At 31.7% G+C, this 17,833-nt stretch carries 19 protein-coding genes, 1 pseudogene and 1 other annotated feature; of the genes and pseudogenes, 7 read left to right on the forward strand and 13 right to left on the reverse strand.

Annotation, left to right across the window (positions count from 1 at the left end; translation table 11 throughout):
- Window positions 1-174: 174 nt before the first annotated feature.
- The gene (locus tag FH036_RS04445; RefSeq protein ID WP_000376251.1) at window positions 175-801 is read left to right on the forward strand and encodes a DUF6518 family protein; all 627 of its coding nucleotides are present in this window, start codon (window positions 175-177) and stop codon (window positions 799-801) included.
- A 302-nt stretch (window positions 802-1,103) separates the two neighbouring features.
- Here FH036_RS04445 and FH036_RS04455 read toward each other — a convergent pair whose 3' ends face one another.
- From FH036_RS04455 to FH036_RS04465, 3 genes are all read right to left on the reverse strand, one after another.
- Window positions 1,104-2,087: a sensor histidine kinase gene (locus FH036_RS04455; RefSeq protein ID WP_014481678.1), complete on the reverse strand. Its 984-nt coding sequence runs from the start codon at window positions 2,085-2,087 to the stop codon at window positions 1,104-1,106.
- Window positions 2,084-2,791 (reverse strand): response regulator transcription factor, encoded by a 708-nt coding sequence (locus FH036_RS04460; protein WP_000238967.1) that lies wholly within the window; start codon window positions 2,789-2,791, stop codon window positions 2,084-2,086. The genes FH036_RS04455 and FH036_RS04460 overlap by 4 nt, the downstream gene beginning before the upstream one ends.
- Window positions 2,792-2,911: 120 nt before the next feature.
- A complete protein-coding gene (locus tag FH036_RS04465; protein WP_139895408.1) occupies window positions 2,912-3,826 on the reverse strand; it encodes an acetamidase/formamidase family protein in 915 nt (304 codons plus the stop codon).
- A gap of 156 nt (window positions 3,827-3,982) precedes the next feature.
- On the opposite strand from FH036_RS04465, the gene FH036_RS04470 reads away from it, so the two are divergent.
- Window positions 3,983-4,411, forward strand: a complete 429-nt coding sequence (locus FH036_RS04470; protein WP_001128420.1) for a cell wall hydrolase — start codon at window positions 3,983-3,985, stop codon at window positions 4,409-4,411.
- Between the two features lie 59 nt (window positions 4,412-4,470).
- On the opposite strand, the gene lysS is transcribed toward FH036_RS04470, so the two are convergent.
- Entirely contained in the window at window positions 4,471-6,024 is a 1,554-nt protein-coding gene (gene lysS / locus FH036_RS04475) for a lysine--tRNA ligase (RefSeq protein WP_139895409.1), read from the reverse strand.
- Between the two features lie 83 nt (window positions 6,025-6,107).
- Window positions 6,108-6,364: a binding site (T-box leader), on the reverse strand.
- Between the two features lie 72 nt (window positions 6,365-6,436).
- Window positions 6,437-6,607: a DUF2197 domain-containing protein gene (locus FH036_RS04480; RefSeq protein ID WP_000551046.1), complete on the reverse strand. Its 171-nt coding sequence runs from the start codon at window positions 6,605-6,607 to the stop codon at window positions 6,437-6,439.
- 142 nt (window positions 6,608-6,749) lie between these two features.
- Here FH036_RS04480 and FH036_RS04485 point away from each other — a divergent pair, with 142 nt between their 5' ends.
- Window positions 6,750-7,652, forward strand: a complete 903-nt coding sequence (locus FH036_RS04485) for an SMP-30/gluconolactonase/LRE family protein (RefSeq protein ID WP_139895410.1) — start codon at window positions 6,750-6,752, stop codon at window positions 7,650-7,652.
- The gene (locus FH036_RS04490; RefSeq protein WP_139895411.1) at window positions 7,649-8,350 is read left to right on the forward strand and encodes a class I SAM-dependent methyltransferase; all 702 of its coding nucleotides are present in this window, start codon (window positions 7,649-7,651) and stop codon (window positions 8,348-8,350) included. The genes FH036_RS04485 and FH036_RS04490 overlap by 4 nt, the downstream gene beginning before the upstream one ends.
- Window positions 8,351-8,498: 148 nt before the next feature.
- Here FH036_RS04490 and FH036_RS04495 read toward each other — a convergent pair whose 3' ends face one another.
- A complete protein-coding gene (locus FH036_RS04495; RefSeq protein ID WP_139895412.1) occupies window positions 8,499-9,977 on the reverse strand; it encodes a UDP-N-acetylmuramoyl-L-alanyl-D-glutamate--2,6-diaminopimelate ligase in 1,479 nt (492 codons plus the stop codon).
- 568 nt (window positions 9,978-10,545) lie between these two features.
- Here FH036_RS04495 and FH036_RS04500 point away from each other — a divergent pair.
- Window positions 10,546-10,956 (forward strand): hypothetical protein, encoded by a 411-nt coding sequence (locus tag FH036_RS04500; protein ID WP_044792396.1) that lies wholly within the window; start codon window positions 10,546-10,548, stop codon window positions 10,954-10,956.
- 109 nt (window positions 10,957-11,065) lie between these two features.
- Here the strand turns inward: FH036_RS04500 and FH036_RS04505 are convergent, their stop codons facing one another.
- From FH036_RS04505 to FH036_RS04520, 5 genes are all read right to left on the reverse strand, one after another.
- Window positions 11,066-11,347 (reverse strand): hypothetical protein, encoded by a 282-nt coding sequence (locus tag FH036_RS04505; protein ID WP_000600372.1) that lies wholly within the window; start codon window positions 11,345-11,347, stop codon window positions 11,066-11,068.
- Window positions 11,348-11,565: 218 nt separating this feature from the next.
- Complete coding sequence (locus FH036_RS04510; protein WP_139895413.1) at window positions 11,566-12,195, reverse strand: class I SAM-dependent methyltransferase; 630 nt, start codon at window positions 12,193-12,195, stop codon at window positions 11,566-11,568.
- A gap of 233 nt (window positions 12,196-12,428) precedes the next feature.
- The gene (locus FH036_RS04515; protein WP_001055961.1) at window positions 12,429-12,926 is read right to left on the reverse strand and encodes a DUF421 domain-containing protein; all 498 of its coding nucleotides are present in this window, start codon (window positions 12,924-12,926) and stop codon (window positions 12,429-12,431) included.
- 213 nt (window positions 12,927-13,139) lie between these two features.
- Window positions 13,140-13,307, reverse strand: coding sequence for a hypothetical protein (locus FH036_RS26975; RefSeq protein WP_000343607.1), 168 nt, complete (start codon window positions 13,305-13,307; stop codon window positions 13,140-13,142).
- A gap of 346 nt (window positions 13,308-13,653) precedes the next feature.
- A complete protein-coding gene (locus FH036_RS04520) occupies window positions 13,654-13,854 on the reverse strand; it encodes a hypothetical protein (RefSeq protein ID WP_000279697.1) in 201 nt (66 codons plus the stop codon).
- A gap of 201 nt (window positions 13,855-14,055) precedes the next feature.
- On the opposite strand from FH036_RS04520, the gene FH036_RS04525 reads away from it, so the two are divergent.
- Window positions 14,056-14,499: a cysteine dioxygenase gene (locus FH036_RS04525; protein ID WP_001176001.1), complete on the forward strand. Its 444-nt coding sequence runs from the start codon at window positions 14,056-14,058 to the stop codon at window positions 14,497-14,499.
- 18 nt (window positions 14,500-14,517) lie between these two features.
- Window positions 14,518-15,948 (forward strand): 4-hydroxyphenylacetate 3-hydroxylase family protein, encoded by a 1,431-nt coding sequence (locus FH036_RS04530; RefSeq protein ID WP_138321959.1) that lies wholly within the window; start codon window positions 14,518-14,520, stop codon window positions 15,946-15,948.
- A gap of 128 nt (window positions 15,949-16,076) precedes the next feature.
- Here the strand turns inward: FH036_RS04530 and FH036_RS04535 are convergent, their stop codons facing one another.
- Together FH036_RS04535 and FH036_RS04540 are read right to left on the reverse strand one after the other, a co-directional pair.
- The gene (locus FH036_RS04535) at window positions 16,077-16,415 is read right to left on the reverse strand and encodes a carboxypeptidase regulatory-like domain-containing protein (protein WP_139895414.1); all 339 of its coding nucleotides are present in this window, start codon (window positions 16,413-16,415) and stop codon (window positions 16,077-16,079) included.
- A 20-nt stretch (window positions 16,416-16,435) separates the two neighbouring features.
- Window positions 16,436-17,806 (reverse strand): annotated as a pseudogene (locus FH036_RS04540) (aminotransferase-like domain-containing protein).
- Window positions 17,807-17,833 lie beyond the last annotated feature (27 nt).

The raw sequence follows: 17,833 nt of genomic DNA on the forward strand, positions 1-17,833 counted from the left end.
TACATTGATTGTAATACGTCCTTTAGGTTTCCCCAGTAATAAATTTTATATAAAAACAAAATCTTATTCGTTATCCAATAATCACTTATTGTTTTTCGATAAATTTTTATTGATTATCCCCTTGTAATAAGCTATTATATCTTTACAGAAAATATTAATGTAAGGATTGAATTTATGGACAGGACATTAGAAATCACAAAGTTAAATATGTTTGTAAGGATTTTTATCCTCCCGATTATAGTAGGGATACTTGTTGGTATACTAACGAAATTGGGGCAAGGTATACTTCCAGGAAATTGGCATTCATTAGCTAACTTAGGAAGCGTTTGGTTAGTTCCATCCTTTTTCGTGGCTAGCCTTAGTTATTCTAAGCGTACAGCTATGCTTTCTGGTATCCTTGCACTACTCGGTATGGTATTAGGCTATTATGGTTATGCAATAGTTATTAAAAATGTAGCTCACTCTATTTATTTTATATCTGTATGGATTGTATGTGCATGTATAGGAGGAACGATCTTTGGAATTGCAGGTTTTCTATGGAAAGATACTACAAATCCACTTCATAAATTCGGAAGCGCACTTTTAAGTGGAGTTTTTGTAACGGACGGACTTCACATTCTATTAAACTTTGAAGATTACAGTCACATGTTACCTGTTGGATATACGGAAGTGATAGTCGGAATTATCTTGATTCTTGTATTAGAACGCTCTAATGCTTATCGTGTGTCTTCTTTCTTAATGATGATTCCTATCACTATTTTAGGATTAATTGGGTATAAATTATTAAGTTTGTTTACTTAATTACAATACTGTATCATGAAAAAACAAAAGACTAATTGTATTATAGTCCACAAAACATATCACGTATTCGAACATTACACTTATACATAGGATAGATCCATGAAGCTATCTCTTTCAAAGGGGGTGGCTTTTTTCTTACAAAAATATTTATCAGCTTTTTATTAAATCCTTCAAATTTAACAATCGTATTTATTAGTGTGTCATTATACATACTAATATGACGTTTTACCATTTCATATAACCGCTATACAAAAAGGCTAAAAAACTTAACTCCAAAGTTCTTTAGCCTAGATTACTTATTTTTACACATTAAAAAATTTAATACGTACAACAGTACCTTTACCAACTTCTGAATGGATTTCTACATTATGTCCTAATTGCTTCGTAATTTCATATACGAGATATAGCCCCATTCCAGTTGATTCTTTAAAATCTCTACCATTTTCTCCTGTAAAGAAAGGTTTAAACACTCTTGGCAAATCTTGCTTCGGTATGCCTACACCGTTATCAGCAATTTCAAGTATAACATTATTACCTTCCTTACAAGCTTTCACTTTAATCTTCTCTCGACTACCAGATGAATATTTAATCGCATTTGATAGTATTTGTCCAATTAAAAATTGTAACCATTTCGCATCACTTTCTACTGTAATGTCCTTATCAATTTTAAGCTCTGGATATACAAAATTCCGGATAAAGAAGCGTTTATGTTCATGCACAGAATCATTCACTATTTTATGTAATTGTACTCTTTCCACATAAAAATCTTGTGTAAATGCTTCTAAACGTGCGACATACAGTGCCATCTCTAGCCCCTTTTTCAGCCTATCTGTTTCCTCATTTATACTTTCAAAACGTGGATCCACTTCATCCTGTGTAATTAATTCTATTACAGATAAAGGTGTTTTCATTTGATGAATCCACTGATTCATAAAAGTTAAATGATCATTATTTTTTCTCTCTTGTATGTGGAGTTGATTTTGATAATGGCGATATTGTACCTCAAGCAAGTCTTGAAGAGCAGCAGATATAGCTGCAAAATCAGATTTTTGAACCGATTCATCTAAAGATTGCATCGGGTTTGCTAATCGTTCATAGAAAGTACGATGAGTAAAGTAACGAAATACTAAATAGCCTACCATAAAAAAGGCACCTAAAAACATTGCATACAATGCCGTCGCGATATGCTTATGCCCATCAAACCAATATACGAGGAATATGGCTAGTAGTTGGATTGCTGTAAAGCAAATAAGTGGTATATGATCACGTATAAACAGCTTTATCATTTTTCCATACCAGTATCCCAAGTAATATGCAATCTATATCCAACACTACGAATCGTTTCAATCGCATCCTCAATATGTAACGTTTTTAACTTTTTTCTCACACGTGTTGTATTTACACTTAATGTATTATCATCAACATAGGATTCGCTATCCCATAATTTATTTAATAACACTTCTCTACTCACAACACGCGGATAATTTTTCATTAACATTTCTAATAAAATAGCTTCATTTCTCGTTACATCAATTTCTTGATTCTTAAGCTTCAATACAAGCCTTTCAGGATATAAACAAAGACCATGTTGCTCAACCATTCGTTCTTCTACTTTTGGTGCATAATCTCCGTAAGCACGTCTTAAATGACTTCGAATTTTAGCCATTACAACCTCGTAATGAAAGGGCTTTGAAATGAAATCATCTCCACCGTTTTCTAACGCCATAACTTGATCCATCGTACCTTCACGGGCTGAAATAAATAATATCGGACATGTAGAAACTCCGCGAATTTGACGACACCAATAATACCCATCAAAACTCGGTAAATTAATATCTAATAAAACTAACTCTGGTTGTTCTTCTAAAAAAATATTTAATACATTTTGAAAATCCGATACAATAATTCCTTCATACCCGTATTTCGCAACATGTGTTGATAATAATTCTGCTATTTTCAAATCATCTTCTACAATCATAATTTTAACCATTATTTACTCCTTTTTCGATCCGCAATCTTATATGCAATTATATAAATAATACCTTTTTTTATTTAATCCGTAAATTTAAAAAGGATACTTTTATACAAAAGCATCCTTCTTCTATTATTCTTACTTAATATGAAATTTACTCAAATTAAAACCTAGCTTCTCCACATAGTCCAAACTTAGTTCCATTCGTGCCGTTTTAAGCGGGTCCACAACTTGACAAACTTTTAAATCGCCGGCAGCTGATAATAAAAGCGTGGCATCAGCTTTAGACATTTCTAATTCTTCATGTAAAAATGTCACCATATTACGCACAGCACGATTCGCTGCATCATCTAGCAATTTCTCTGAAGCAATCGTCATTACTTTTTCTTTTTGAATAGCCATTGGCAGTGGCCATTTCTTTCCTTTTATAATCTGAACTGTTACCGTCACCTCACCAGCAACCTCTACTCCACTAACACCAATTTCACCATCACCCATCGCTGCGTGTAAGTCACCTAATGCTAATAAAGCACCAGGAACATTTACAGGTAATAATAATGTTGTCCCTTCTTTTATCTCTTTACAGTCCATATTCCCGCCGTGATCATGCGGTGTGCCACATGAAATACTCTCTTCTTTCGGTGCAGTACCAATTACACCGATCATTGGATTAATTGGGATTTGTAGTTCATTCGAAAACAATACATGTTTATTATGTATTGGGACAATTTTCACTGTATTTTCATGTAGCTCTTCACCCATTACACCAAGATTCGTACCTGTAGTTAAAACACCTTGCTCTACAATTTTTATCTTTTCAATCGTAACAACTAATATGTCACCAGGTTCTGCACCATTAATATATACTGGACCAGTCGCTGGATTAATCCGGTTCCAATCTAATTCTTGGAACACAACATCTTCAGAATCAATTTGATTTTCAAAGCAATCATATGTTTCAAATATAAGGCGACTCCCAATTTCCACTTCTATACATGGTTTATTTTCGGGTGACATTGCGTAAATGATATGTTCTTTCTGAATTCGAAACATTTTATCTCTCCCTTTTTATATTGACCTACAATTACTAATTAGCTTTCTTCGTAAAAGCTCCTGTTAAAAATTAATAAATTTACATATAGAAAAGCACCTAGCTTATTTTCATACATACACTCTTTACTATAACAGGTAAAGAAAGGTGGTATCACTATGCCCCTTATTCCATATAACGAAAGCGATGTTGATTTACTAGCTCGTTTAATGCGTGCTGAAGCTGAAGGCGAAGGTCGACAAGGTGAACAACTTGTTGGCTGCGTAGTGGTAAATCGTGTATTTTGTGATTGTTTAGACTTTAAACAACTCCGTACCGTACGTGATGCAGTGTATCAAAGCCCAGGTGGATTTGAAGCTGTACAATACGGATATTTTTATCAACGTGCTCGTGAATCAGAAAAAGAAATCGCACGAAAAGTTTTACAAGGTGAGTGGCGCTGGCCAGCAAGATGGGCTCTTTGGTATTTCCGTCCAGTTGGAGCTTGTCCGCCCCAATGGTATAACCAGCCGTTTGTAGGACAGTTTAAAAGTCATTGTTTTTATGAACCTAGTGGCGACGAATGTCCGAAATTGTATTCACGGTAGTAAAATTTGCAACGCAAGTACTTAGAACTGTGGGTATTTGCGTTACTTTTAACTTTGTTTTAGCACTCTAATAATGCAATGGTTTTTTCTATACCTACCACATGTATTAATAATGGTATACGAGGACCATTTGATTGATTCATAATGAGTTTATATATAATAGTGAATAATTGTTTTTGATTTTCTTTCATTATTTTTTTATTTTCATGATGACAGATCGAATAAAATTGCTCCATTATGTTTGAATAATCTTTATTTGAACGCAGTATTTTACAAACTTCTACTAGCCATTTTTTTTGCCTTTCCTCTAATGTGTTATAAAACTCTGTATTTTTCTCCTGATTTACCGCCATTAATTTTTCAGGTTGAAAGTTTCTTATCCAATGCTCTGCACGATTACTTATCGCTCTCATTTCATCTAACGCATAGCTCCTATCTATTTTCTCTAATATCTCCTGTAAAATAAATGAGTCAAAATTTAATAACGGCAACGTTCCTGCTACTTGATTAAATTTCGGATATTCTTTAAATCCGCTATCAACTCTAGAAAGTTTAATTGCATCAAATAAATCTTCATTTTTGAGCGTTTTATTTTCATAACTATCTTTCAATCGTTCATACTCTGTATAATTGCGAATCACATCTTCATCAAGACCGATATGAAACGCTACGTCTGGTCTATATTTTGCAAACATAAATAGAATCACTTCGGGCAAATACACTTTTAGCAACTCGCTAGGTGTAATACTATTCCCTGAGGAACTAGACATTTTTTCATGATGCCCTTTAATTCCAATAAAATCGTAAGCAATGTAATGAGGCGCTTCACGATTGAATATTTTTCTCGCAATTTCTTTTGATACATTATAACTACCCGTTTCTGATGAATGATCTCTTCCGCCCGGCTCAAAAACAACATCCTCTATCATCCATCTCATCGGCCAATCGATTTTCCAATTCAGTTTCATTTCATTTGTATTTAATACCGATAATTCAGTTTGATTTCCGCATTCACATTCATACCGAACTGTTTTTAATACTTCATCAAAATGTGTAATCGTTGTCGCATCTTTCCCGCATTTCTCACAATATAATGTAACCGGATAAAAGCCCTCTCGCTCTTCTTCACTACACTCTCCCGTTTTAAAACTCATTAAAATATCATATATTTCTTTTCTTTTATATAAAGCCTCCAATATGTTTTTGTTATATCTTCCACTTCTATATTCAGCATGTTGATATATGAATTCCACTTCAATCCCAAATACTTGAAGCGATTCCTCAAACTCTTTTTCAAAATGCTCGGCATATGAATTATGACATCCATACGGATCTGGTATATCACAGTATGGCATTCCGATATACTTTACAAAAGATGAATCAACATTTTTAGGGACTTTTCTAAATCTGTCGTAATCATCCCATGAAAATATAAAACGAGTCTTTTTCCCTAAATCTTGAAGCGCCCTTACAACAAAATAAGTCGTTACGATTTCACGAAAGTTCCCAATATGAACAGAACCAGATGGACTAATTCCAGATGCGCAAACAAAAGTTTCTTTGTTTGGATGTTTTCTAATTAATTCGTGTGCTACTTCATACGCCCAATGCATATACTACTCACCTCAATTATATTTTTGTTCTCACATTTTCATTTTTTTGCACTAAAAAAACTCCCACCCCCAAGATTATTCATCTTGAGGACGAGAGTTATTAGCTTCGTGGTACCACCTCAGTTTGTTAATATGTCGCCATATTAACCTCTTCAGGTACGGCAAAATATGCTTATACCCTATCTCTATAACGGGAGATCCCGTCGCACCATCCCTAAATAAATTAGTTCCTTGCGCAGCTCCAAGTCTTTTTTCATTAAGATGTATACTGCTCTTTCTCAGCTACCAGAGCTCTCTGTACGTATTCTTTCTTAACTACTCTTCTCTTCCATGCCATTTTACATATTAGTTTTTTCATATGATAATTTAAAAAAGTTTTATTGTCAAACTTTTCCGAATCAAAAACGTATACTTATCTAAAAAAATTCTTTATCGCCTCTAATTGAATTTTATGACTACACTCATCACAACAATATACCCCTTTTGGTTTCTCTTTAAATCGCTTATATTTTTCACTGCCTTCATAAACACGAAATATATTTTTACAAGAAAAACAAACAATTTCATAAAACATCATATGCATTTTCCTCTCCAGGTATATACATTTTTTTAATCACTTAAGAAAAGCAAATTTCTATAGTACAAATCTTAATATCCTCTGACTAAAAGGTTTATCTTCATTCTTATCGAATTATATAAATATCTTATAAAGCGAGGTGAACATCTTGGACAGTAATATAGAATTAGTTGTAGATGCGAAAGCAATTTTAGCCGAAGGACCATGTTGGGATGAAAAAAAGCAACTTTTATACTGGGTTGATATTGTGGAGAAACAATTATGCATATTTAGTCCTACCGCTAATACAAACCGAGTAATTGCTCTCGATCAACAAATTGGCTGTGTTGTTCCATATTTAGATGACGTACTACTCCTAGCTATGGAAAATGGCTTTTATTCTATTAATATCAAAACAGAAAAACTGACACATATTTTTGACCCTGAACCACATTTATTTAAAAATCGTTTTAATGATGGAAAATGCGATCCGGCAGGACGTTTTTGGGCAGGTACTACAGATACATACGGTATTAATGCTGCTGGCTCCTTGTATTGTTTAAATAATAATTGGAGCGTAGAGAAAAAAGTTTCACATGTAAATACATCAAATGGAATTGCTTGGTCACCTGACCATACATACCTTTACTATATCGATACACCTACTAAAAAAGTAGTTCGTTTTCATTATGATATAAGTACTGGAGAAATTTGCAATCCAAGCGATGTAATCCTTTTCTCTGAGAATGAAGGTTTACCTGATGGTATGACAATTGATGAAGAAGGTTGTTTATGGATTGCGCATTGGGGAGGTTCAAAAATTACTAGATGGAACCCTTCAACTGGTGAACAAATATTAAGTATCCCGATTCCAGCGCTATATGTAACATCTTGTACATTTGGAGGGCCTAATTTAACCGACCTATATGTTACAACAGCCAGAACAAGAATGACGGATGACGAATTAAAGCAATATCCACATGCTGGTGGTATTTTTCGAATTCAAACAAATGTAAAAGGTTGTCCTACCCATTCATTTTGCAATAATAATATTGGAGCTGAAACACTATGAATCGTATCGATTACATTAGACAAGAAGAAAAGAAATATCATGACCTTTGCTATGAACAATATAAACTATTTGAAACTGGTTCTTGGCTGTACAAGCCGGTTAAAACAGTTATGGATTTGATGGATTATTTTGAAGGAAACAACAACTTGCAAGTACTTGATCTCGGCTCTGGCGTTGGAAGAAATAGTATTCCCATTGCCCAAAAGATTCAAAATGCGAGTGGTACTGTTACATGTGTGGATTTACTTGATTCTGCTTTAACAAAATTACAAACTTATAGTAAAGAATATGGTGTAATTAATAATATTAAAATAGAACAAGCAGCAATCGAAAACTACTATATCCAACCTAATACTTATGATTATATCGTTGCAGTATCCAGTTTAGAGCATGTTCAATCAGAAGAAGATTTAAAAAACGTGCTCCATTCTATGAAAGAAGGTACAAAAAGCGACGGTATGAATTGTTTAATTATTAATTCGAACATACAAGAAATTGACTTACATACAAATGAAGAATTAGATGCTTTAATTGAAATTAACTTTCCTACTGAAGATATGATACATCTATTAAAAACTATTTATAAGGAATGGAAAGAAATTAAAGTTGAAATAAAAGAATTAGTTTATAATATTGTTCGCGATGAAAGGCATATTCAATTAAAAACAAATGCTATTACGTTTGTTGTTCAGAAATAAAACTATAAAAGGTAAGGTTTTTCCCTCATATATTCAGAGAAACACCCTTACCTTTCAATTATAAATTCTTCAAAAAATTGCTTCGTTATTACTTCATCTAAAACATTATTTTTATTAGAAATACTATTCAGCTAGTAATTGAATTCATTCATTTATTAATAATTGCTTGTCGAGCTTTTTCTTTATCATCAAAATGAATAGTTGAATCTTTTAAAATTTGATACGTTTCATGCCCTTTCCCTGCAATCAAAACAATATCATTAGAAGATGCCATGTTTATTGCGTGATTTATTGCAAGTTCACGATTTACTTCTACTTTATAATTCAAATTATTATTTTGCAAAAATCCTTTTTCAATATCTTTCATTATTGCCTGCGGATCTTCCGAACGTGGATTGTCAGAAGTAATAAAAACAAAATCGCTATAACTTCCAGCAATTCCACCCATTATAGATCGTTTTTTTGCGTCTCTATCCCCACCACAACCGAAAACAGTAATAACTTTACCTTTTGCAAACTCGCTAATTGTAGAGAGAACATTTTCTAACGCATCTGGTGTATGAGCATAGTCCACTATTACAAGAAAATCTTGATTTTCATCTATAATTTCCATTCTACCTTCAATACTATTTAAGTTAGATAAGCTATCACAAATGTTTGTAAGCGGAATACCTTCAACCATTGCAACTGTTATTGCTGCTAATGCATTATAAACATTAAAACGACCTACAAGATTAAGGTTAACCTCTATTTCTCCATTAAAGGACGAAACTAAAAAACGAATTCCTTTTGGGCTTAAAGTTATGTTCTTCGCTTGAACATCTGCTCCATTATGTATTCCATATGTGATAACCTCGGCTGAAGTAATTTTTTTAAAGTATTCTACCGACGGATCATCTGCATTCAAAACAGCTATTTTTTTATCTATAGTAGATAAATCATTTCCTAATCTCGCAAAAAGAAGACTTTTTACATGCTTATATTCATCAAATGTTCCATGATAATCTAAATGATCTTGTGTTAAATTTGTGAAAACAGCTATTTTAAAGTTACACCCTTTAACTCTTTCCATATGTAACCCTTGTGACGTAACTTCCATAACACAATAATCTGCATTTTGATTTTTCATCATTTGCAAATTCCGTTGAAGTGTTGGAGGTTCTTGCGTATTAATATCAGTAGGGTACCATTTTGAACCAACTTTCACTCCGTTATTCCCCATGAGCCCCGTATGATATCCATAATCACTTAAAATTTTTTCAAGTAAATAGGAAGTAGTTGTTTTTCCATTTGTACCTGTAATTCCAATTAGCTTCATTTTATTAGATGGATAACCATAGAAGTGTGACGCAATAACTGCCATAGCATACCTAGCATCTTTAACAATTATTTTAGGTATCTCAATATTTACATCCCTTTCTACAATTAACGCTACAGCACCATTCTTCACTGCATCTTCAACAAATTGATGTCGATCTTCAAGAAAACCATCGATACCTGATACACATATAAATAGATCTCCATCAGTTATCTTTCTAGAATCCATTTCTAACCCTGTAATTTCTACATCCATATTGCCAATAGTTTCTTTAATCAATAACAAATTCGCCAGCTCTTTTAGTTTCAAATCTCCCGCCCCCTTAAACATTTCCCCTATTTATTTTACCACTTTATATAAAATAATGGCTTAAAATCCCATACGGGTTTAAAGAAATTTATTCATCTTAAATAAACAAAAAATAAAAGAGCACTTGTTTCCGCAAGTGCTCTTTTGGGGATTTTGAGATACCCTATTAACGAAAGTTAAGGTTACTTAAAGTTAAAAGGTATTTATATTATATGCTTGTCCTTTTTATTTGTGCACAATCAATATCTAAGAATTTATATTAACACTAAATAATTTTATTAATTACTGTTTTAGAATAAAGGTTATTCAACTCATTGCAAATAGCCTAAAAAAGATAAGCCAAAACTATTTTTAAAATATAAAATTATATGCAAACAATCAAAATTAACCTAAAATATATAAAGGGTATACCATTCTAACAGTTAAATGCTTAGATTTGTCCTTTTCCATAATTAACAAGGATAGAGTAACATGAAAATAGAGAACTAGTACCGTTACTAATCACATGCAGGTTCTATAAAAATTACATTTTCATACTATAAACATAAATAAAAGGGGTACATATGAAATGAATGGTTTAATGGAAAATAATTTAAGAACTTTGTTCCTTCTCTTTGTAAGTATAATTGTCCTAGTATTTCAAATTATTGTTTTTGTAAGAATAGTAAGAAACTGGTTCAAAACCAAAAATATAGATAAATTAAAAGAAGATACACAGTATATTAAGAAGCTAACTATAATATACATAGGAATTATGATAATAGGCGCTATTACAAACTTACCTTTATTCGGATTTATATTGTTAGGTTTTATGTCTAATACTATTATATTAATGTCTTTAAAGATAGAATTGTCTAATACAAAATCAAATCAGTTGAAAACTGTGAAGAACTCAAAGCTCATGTTATGGTTTGTAATGAACACTGTACACTTAGTACTTTTCTTTGTTGAGGGGATAAAACTCATTAAAAGTATTTAAAGCGATACTTTGAGATAACGATACATCACTTAATTGCATTACATTGACAAATTTATAGAAGCGATCGTATCTTTTAAAAGAAACAGTCGCTTCTATAAACATATATGTATTAAGATTTATATTTTTTTACTGTACAAGGAATAGTTACGATATACAAATCTATAGCATAGATTGTAACCCAAATCCCTTTCCCTTCAGCTTTTAACTTTTTATTTAGTTGAGATAAATGCTCTGAAACTTTTCTTTTCCCCCACCTTCTAGGAAACCATTGAAAAACTTTAGGGACATTATGTTTCTTATTATACCAAGCATTCAATCTCCAGAAAGCGAAAAAAAACAAGACAATACTTATAATACAAAAAATATCAAAATATGAAATCCCTAAAATCATATTTTCTCCTCTTCTTCTTTTTCTGACATTAAAACTCCACAAAAAATATTAAACACATTTTGTTTCTAATTTTATCACTGTATTTCCCCGTATTTTAAGCGCTATCTAATCTTGTTTCTCTAGATTTATCTTTATTCAGACTTCTAGTTCATTTATAATTCCTAGTATGTTTGCCTTTATTATTTATGCAGAATATACAATTAATATATACTAATTTTTCACAGGTCTTTTCTACATTTTATCATTAAGAAATTAATTGCAGGTTTATTTGCCATGTTTTTATTTGGTTCATCAATTTCCGAAACTTGTACTAATCCATATTTTTCAAAACCTTGTTTTATAGATTCAGAATCATAGAAGAACATTTTTACACCTTCCATTATCTCATAATAATCTTTATCCAACTGTTTTCCTTTGCCATACATTGGAGCCTTTTTAGAAACAGTTGTAAAAACCATATATCCACCAGGTTTTAACTGATTATAACAATCTTTAATAAATTTCACTCTTTCCTGCTCACTTAACAAATGAAGAAGAGCATGACTAAATATCCCATCATAAGATTTATTATCAAAAGGCATTTCGTTTACCGAGCCGTGATATATACCAATATCCCCCAATCCATTTTGTGTTGCTAAATCAATAGCTGTTTTTGAAATTTCAATCCCTGTTACATTTATATCATTATCGATAAACACCTTTGCGTTTCTGCCATATCCAATACCCGGAATTAATATATCCTTAACATTCTTTTCTAGAAAAAAATCTTTTGTCAAAATTGCAGATTCTGTAGGTTCAAACCCCCACATCGTTTGTTTCTCAATAAAACTTGATTCCCAAAATTCCATTATATTTCTATCTCCTTATTTTTATCTCATGTTTAATATCACATGAAAGACCTATTCATTTTAACGCTGCTTTTTTCACCACATGCACTATAGGTCCATTGAATATATCATATTAATAAGCCTATATCTAATTTAAAGATTGGCTGAATATCTATTCTAAATATTAACTTTTACATTTAGAAAAATAAAAAATGCCAATACTTCAATTGTATATTGGCATTTCACATAAGAAATTATCTTTTTATATTGTACTGATCTATTACTTTTTCTAACACTTCTAAAGTGATTGGCTGAGCTTTCTCTATTAATTGGTAACCAATCCGCCCATTTGGTTCAGCTGTAACTTGCTGTAAACTTTTTAAATCATGAATCCCTTTTTCTCTTAGTTGCATATATAGTTGTTGTTCCGACATTTTCGCCTTCATCAAATTCTCTTTTACAATCTCTCCATTTTCTACTATTATAATGCTACTGCCATTTAGGAATTGTTCCATCTTCTTTGATTTCAATTCAAAGAAATGAATGATAAGAAGTACGCACGCAAATATTGCAGCTGCAAATATAGATGGGACTACTTTCCTACTTAATACCGGTTCTACAATGATACGTGCAATTGATACTACTATAATGATTTCAGCTCTTGTCATTTGGCTAACAGATTTACTACCTGTCATTTTTAATGCAATAATTCCAGTTAAAATTAAAATAATGCTTTCAAAAATCATATTCATAATAGCCCAACCCTTTAATGGTGAATGTTACTAGCATTCCCATTTCATATAGCATTCTAAATGTATTTTAATTAAACTTTTTTGTAAAAATCAAACTTACATATACTGAAAAAGAACCTATTTTAATCAACCTTTTTTCAATAAGGATTTGATAATCCATCTTCCATTGTCAAAAAAATAAAAAGCACCCGAATGGATGCATATAGATTAAACTTATTCATTATTACTTTCTACACTTTCATCATCAACTGATTTGGAGTCTAACATGCTGCCTATATCAGGCGGTAAAGCTAACTCTATTCCAGCTACTGGTTGATTATCTTCATTAAACCATTGTTTCTTAAATTTAATCAATTCTTCATTTTTCTTTTTTTCATCCATATTACCCCGCCTTTTATGTACATGATATGAAACATTTTACTTAATATGTACATTAAGAAAGATAATATACTATATATACTATTTGTACATATTGGAAAAGCAAAACCTCTTCTTTGTTTACACAACTCGTTGTACCTGGTCATTTATCGATCTGTTTTGTGTTTGACATAATTATGAACGTATTCCCCGCTCTTTTTGTAAAGACGTTATAAGTGATATTGTAATCGATTTAGATAACGACTATATTTATTTACCTAATAGATAAGCCTATCCTTGTCCTTTGCCTTTATTTATTGTACATTTCTGCCCAGCATTTAATAAAACAATTAACCATACATTACGATTACTATTCTGATAACATTTTCAAAAAAGTTGTTGCCGCCCAAATGAAATACGCAAGTTGCGTCACGATATACATCGTAATTTCAAAACCTGTAAGTTTTCTTTCCCTTTTTATTTTCTTTAAATATCTATAAAAACAAAATGAACATAAGATTAGTAAAACAATAGACATTTGATATAGATTTTCCACTAAAAGAACTGCCATTCATTTCATCACCTTTCCAATAAAAAAGTATATAGTTCAAGCATATCATGTTAACGGAATTAATTACCATAATTTTCAAATCAAATGATTTTCCTAAGTAAAAGAAGTCACTTTTTTTAAATGTTTCAATACAATATTATGTAATTCACTACGCTCTATATACTTTTTCTTTTAATGTACATGCTTAGGAGGAAGTTTTACATGCAATTGATTCATAACATAAAAAAAGCGTTTCATAACTTATTTGACTACGATACGGCAAATCTAATATCCGCTATTCAATCATTAAATATTACACTTCATAAAATATCTCCTTTTATTACTTCACCACTTAACCTTGAATACGGAAGAAATGTTATCTATAAGTCTGAATTTGTGGAGATTTTAGTATTAAATTTCCCTAGCAAAGCAAAGACTCTTATTCATGATCATGGAATATCTATAGGATGTATATTAATAGTCAATGGTACGCTACAAAATATTACGTACGAAAAAAATAGCGAACGGATTGAAGAGTTTACAGAGGGAAATATTTTCACCGTAAAAAAAGATACTGTGCATAAAATGTATAATGGTACAGATTCAACAGCAATAACATTCCACGTATATTCACCACCATTAAAAGATGTACAAATATATGAGTAGTCTTTAAAAGGAGGAAATATGCAAAATTTAAAGGATCACTATATAAAGAGCTTACAAGATGGTCGAAATGTTTGGCTCTATGGAAAAAAAGTAGATGTAACTACAGACAACAATTTTGCGGGGACACTATGTACCATTTCTAATTTATTTTCGTTATTTGATGATCCCAAACAGAGAGATTCTATTGGATATGTGAGCCCAAAAACGAAAGACTTTGTTCATAAATCATTTTTAGTTCCCAATTCCTATAATGAATTATTAATGAGAAGAACTGCATTTGAAACATGGAGTTATGCTACAGACGGTGTAATGAGTAGACTATCTGATTACGCAAGATCGAGACTTACTGGCTGGTACGTATCAAGAGATTTTTATAAAAAGTTCGATGCACAGTTTCCAAATAAAATCGCATCTTATTACGAAAAAGCTAGGGATAATCACTTGTTTTTAAGTGTAGTCCAACGTGATCCACAAATAAATCGCTCAACAGAATCAATGTTAAATGCAAATGACTTAGGGTTGCTAAGAGTTACAAAGGAAACTTCTGATGGAATTTATTTAAGTGGTGCGAAAATGATAGGAACTGCTTCTCCTTATTCAAATGATTTATTAATCTACCCATTAACAAAACTGACTGACGCTCAAAAAGATTTAGCTCACTTTCTTATCGTGGCAGCCAATTCTCCAGGATTACATATGGTTTGTAGAGAACCATATGCGAATACAACTTCAAGCACAGTTGATTCCCCTATTAGCTCACAGTATGATGAAATGGATGCACTATTAATCTTCGATAATGTATTTGTCCCTTGGGAACGTGTTTTACTTTATAACAATCCAGAAGCAATTTGGGCTATAAAATCAGATACAGCTTCTAGTAGTTTAGCTTATCATCAAGCTATAGTACGATTACTAATAAAGCTAGAATTTATAACTGCGATTGCTTTTGAAATTGCTGAAGCAATTGGAGCCCACACTTATTTGCATATTCAAGAAAAACTTGGAGAATTAATTATGCAAATCGAAACAATTCGCGCACTTTTAATTGCTGCAGAAGTTGAAGGTACTACAAATGAAACAAAAACTTATTTACCAAACTTTAAATATATCGAGACTGCAAGGAATCTTGGTTCTAAATACTATCCCCGTGCAATAGAAATTTTACAATTAATTGGAGCAGGTGGCTTCATTCAACTTCCTTCAAGCTCGATTGATTTCCAGAGTCCAATAGCTGATTTATTAAAAAAGCACTTTAAAGGAACAAATATAGATGCCGAACAACGCACAAAATTATTTAAGTTAGCCTGGGATATTATTGGAAGCCCATTAGGATCAAGACACGAATTATACGAAAGATTTTACGCGGGAGATCCCATACGAAATACAGCTACACAATATGTAAATTATGATAAAAATCACTTTAAAAAGATGCTAAGTAAATATTTATGATGAAAAAGAGCACCCTTTGCTAAGAGTGCTCTTAAAAAATATATAATTATCCAGTTATATATATAATTGCTCCGGCCACAACTGCTACTTTTCTCCGTAATGGTTTCATCTTATTCACCTTTATGTTTCTAATTAAGCTTTATAACTTTTGGTATATGCTTCCTATCATATTTCCTCGTATAGATTTCTCCATCTGGAGTAACGAATTGTAAAACAATCTCACCACATACCCCATCTAGTATTTCAAATTCACCTTCTGCATTTGAAATACTGCGTTCCTTACCTTTAATAGAATCTTCATAAATTTTCACATTAAATATAGGTTCGTTATTTTGATCTATGATAATACCTCTTGAATACTTACCAACGGCAATGCATTGATCATCTTTTTTATAATAATTAGTCACAACTATAGCCCCAATTATTGCAGTGATACACACAAACAAGAGAATCATGTTGTGCCTCACAACAAACCTCCTAATTCAATTTATTCTTTTTTAAATTGAAAATTTAGACGTTCCACTTGTTTGATTTCCTCCACTACTTTACGAATTCCTTCCTCAATCCTATCTTCCTTTACATTCGATACGTTCAACTTTAATAGTCTTTGTTTCGGAAAACCTTTCAAATAATTTTTATCAATCGTATCAACACTGATTTGCATTTCACTTAGTCTTTGTATCAACATGTCCGAAATACTTGTTTTATGTACTTCTAAACAAGTATGGATTCCAATTGTATTTTGCTTTTTATATGTGAATAAAAGCGGGTTTTCACTCTGCATTCTTTCTAATGCTTCTGCTAGTTTTTTTGATCTATTATTATAGGAAGATTTAATTTTATTTTTATGGCGTTCGAACATGCCACTCTTTATATAAATTTCTAAAGCAGCTTGGGATATCATTGGGCTATCTATATCTAAAATTTTTTTATATGTATGGAAAGCACTCGAAATAATCGGTGGAATAACTGCTACACCAACTCGTAAACCCGGAAAAATAATTTTAGAATAACTTTTCAAATATATGACATGATTACTATGATCCAAGCTATATAACGGATCGGCTTTTGAATCTGTTTCTAGATCTGCTAAATAATCATCTTCTACTATAAATACATTGTATTTCTTAGCCAATAGTACAATTTTTTCTTTCTCATCTTTAGAATAAGAGGTTCCAAGTGGATGATGATATCTCGGTATTGTATAAAAGAATTTTATTTTACCAGTTCGAAAAATACGCTCCAATTCATTTAAATCAATACCTTCATTCGTACGTTTAATACCGATTACAGGAACTTTATTTATTTCTAGATATTCTATATATAAATGATACGTTGGCTGTTCAACTAATATTGTTTCATTTTCATTTGAAAATGGTATAGAAGTTAATATTGCAAGTGCCTGCTGCACACCTGACGTTATAAAAATATTGTCTTCTTTCGTGAACACTTGATAATTTGCCAACTGTTTTTGAATGACTGGAATTAAAGATGGTAACCCTTTCGGTGTTCCGTATACGAACAAATCATTTTTATAAGTATCGATTGCCTTATTCATACAATGCTGAAAATCTAAATACGGGAAAACATCAGGATCTGGTGCTGAAGAAGCGAAATCAATTATCTCTTTATTTTCTATAGTACTCCCAGATTTCTTAACAACGTAGTATCCACTTTGAGGGACAGAATATATAATGTGACGCTTTTCTAATTCATGAAGCGCACGTATAACTGTTGCCTTATTGCATTCATATTGCGCTACGAGTGACCGTATTGATGGTAATTTCTATCCTTCTTTTATCTCTCCATGTTGAATCATTTTTTCTATATCATTTAAAATATGTAAATACTTATACATTTTACACCTCCTTCAGCAATTTTGTAT

Source organism: Bacillus sp. CD3-5 (genome assembly GCF_006349665.1).
Taxonomy (GTDB): domain Bacteria; phylum Bacillota; class Bacilli; order Bacillales; family Bacillaceae_G; genus Bacillus_A; species Bacillus_A paranthracis.

Excerpts from the sequence above, each read along its gene's own strand:
- FH036_RS04445 (WP_000376251.1), top strand. The coding sequence starts at position 175 with ATGGACAGGACATTAGAAATCACAAAGTTAAATATGTTTGTAAGGATT.
- FH036_RS26975 (WP_000343607.1), bottom strand. The coding sequence starts at position 13,307 with ATGGATGAAAAAAAGAAAAATGAAGAATTGATTAAATTTAAGAAACAA.
- FH036_RS04500 (WP_044792396.1), top strand. The coding sequence starts at position 10,546 with ATGAATGGTTTAATGGAAAATAATTTAAGAACTTTGTTCCTTCTCTTT.
- FH036_RS04520 (WP_000279697.1), bottom strand. The coding sequence starts at position 13,854 with ATGGCAGTTCTTTTAGTGGAAAATCTATATCAAATGTCTATTGTTTTA.
- FH036_RS04530 (WP_138321959.1), top strand. The coding sequence starts at position 14,518 with ATGCAAAATTTAAAGGATCACTATATAAAGAGCTTACAAGATGGTCGA.
- FH036_RS04460 (WP_000238967.1), bottom strand. The coding sequence starts at position 2,791 with ATGGTTAAAATTATGATTGTAGAAGATGATTTGAAAATAGCAGAATTA.
- FH036_RS04465 (WP_139895408.1), bottom strand. The coding sequence starts at position 3,826 with ATGTTTCGAATTCAGAAAGAACATATCATTTACGCAATGTCACCCGAA.
- FH036_RS04455 (WP_014481678.1), bottom strand. The coding sequence starts at position 2,087 with ATGATAAAGCTGTTTATACGTGATCATATACCACTTATTTGCTTTACA.
- FH036_RS04525 (WP_001176001.1), top strand. The coding sequence starts at position 14,056 with ATGCAATTGATTCATAACATAAAAAAAGCGTTTCATAACTTATTTGAC.
- FH036_RS04515 (WP_001055961.1), bottom strand. The coding sequence starts at position 12,926 with ATGAATATGATTTTTGAAAGCATTATTTTAATTTTAACTGGAATTATT.
- FH036_RS04480 (WP_000551046.1), bottom strand. The coding sequence starts at position 6,607 with ATGCATATGATGTTTTATGAAATTGTTTGTTTTTCTTGTAAAAATATA.
- lysS (WP_139895409.1), bottom strand. The coding sequence starts at position 6,024 with ATGCATTGGGCGTATGAAGTAGCACACGAATTAATTAGAAAACATCCA.
- FH036_RS04505 (WP_000600372.1), bottom strand. The coding sequence starts at position 11,347 with ATGATTTTAGGGATTTCATATTTTGATATTTTTTGTATTATAAGTATT.
- FH036_RS04510 (WP_139895413.1), bottom strand. The coding sequence starts at position 12,195 with ATGGAATTTTGGGAATCAAGTTTTATTGAGAAACAAACGATGTGGGGG.
- FH036_RS04490 (WP_139895411.1), top strand. The coding sequence starts at position 7,649 with ATGAATCGTATCGATTACATTAGACAAGAAGAAAAGAAATATCATGAC.
- FH036_RS04470 (WP_001128420.1), top strand. The coding sequence starts at position 3,983 with ATGCCCCTTATTCCATATAACGAAAGCGATGTTGATTTACTAGCTCGT.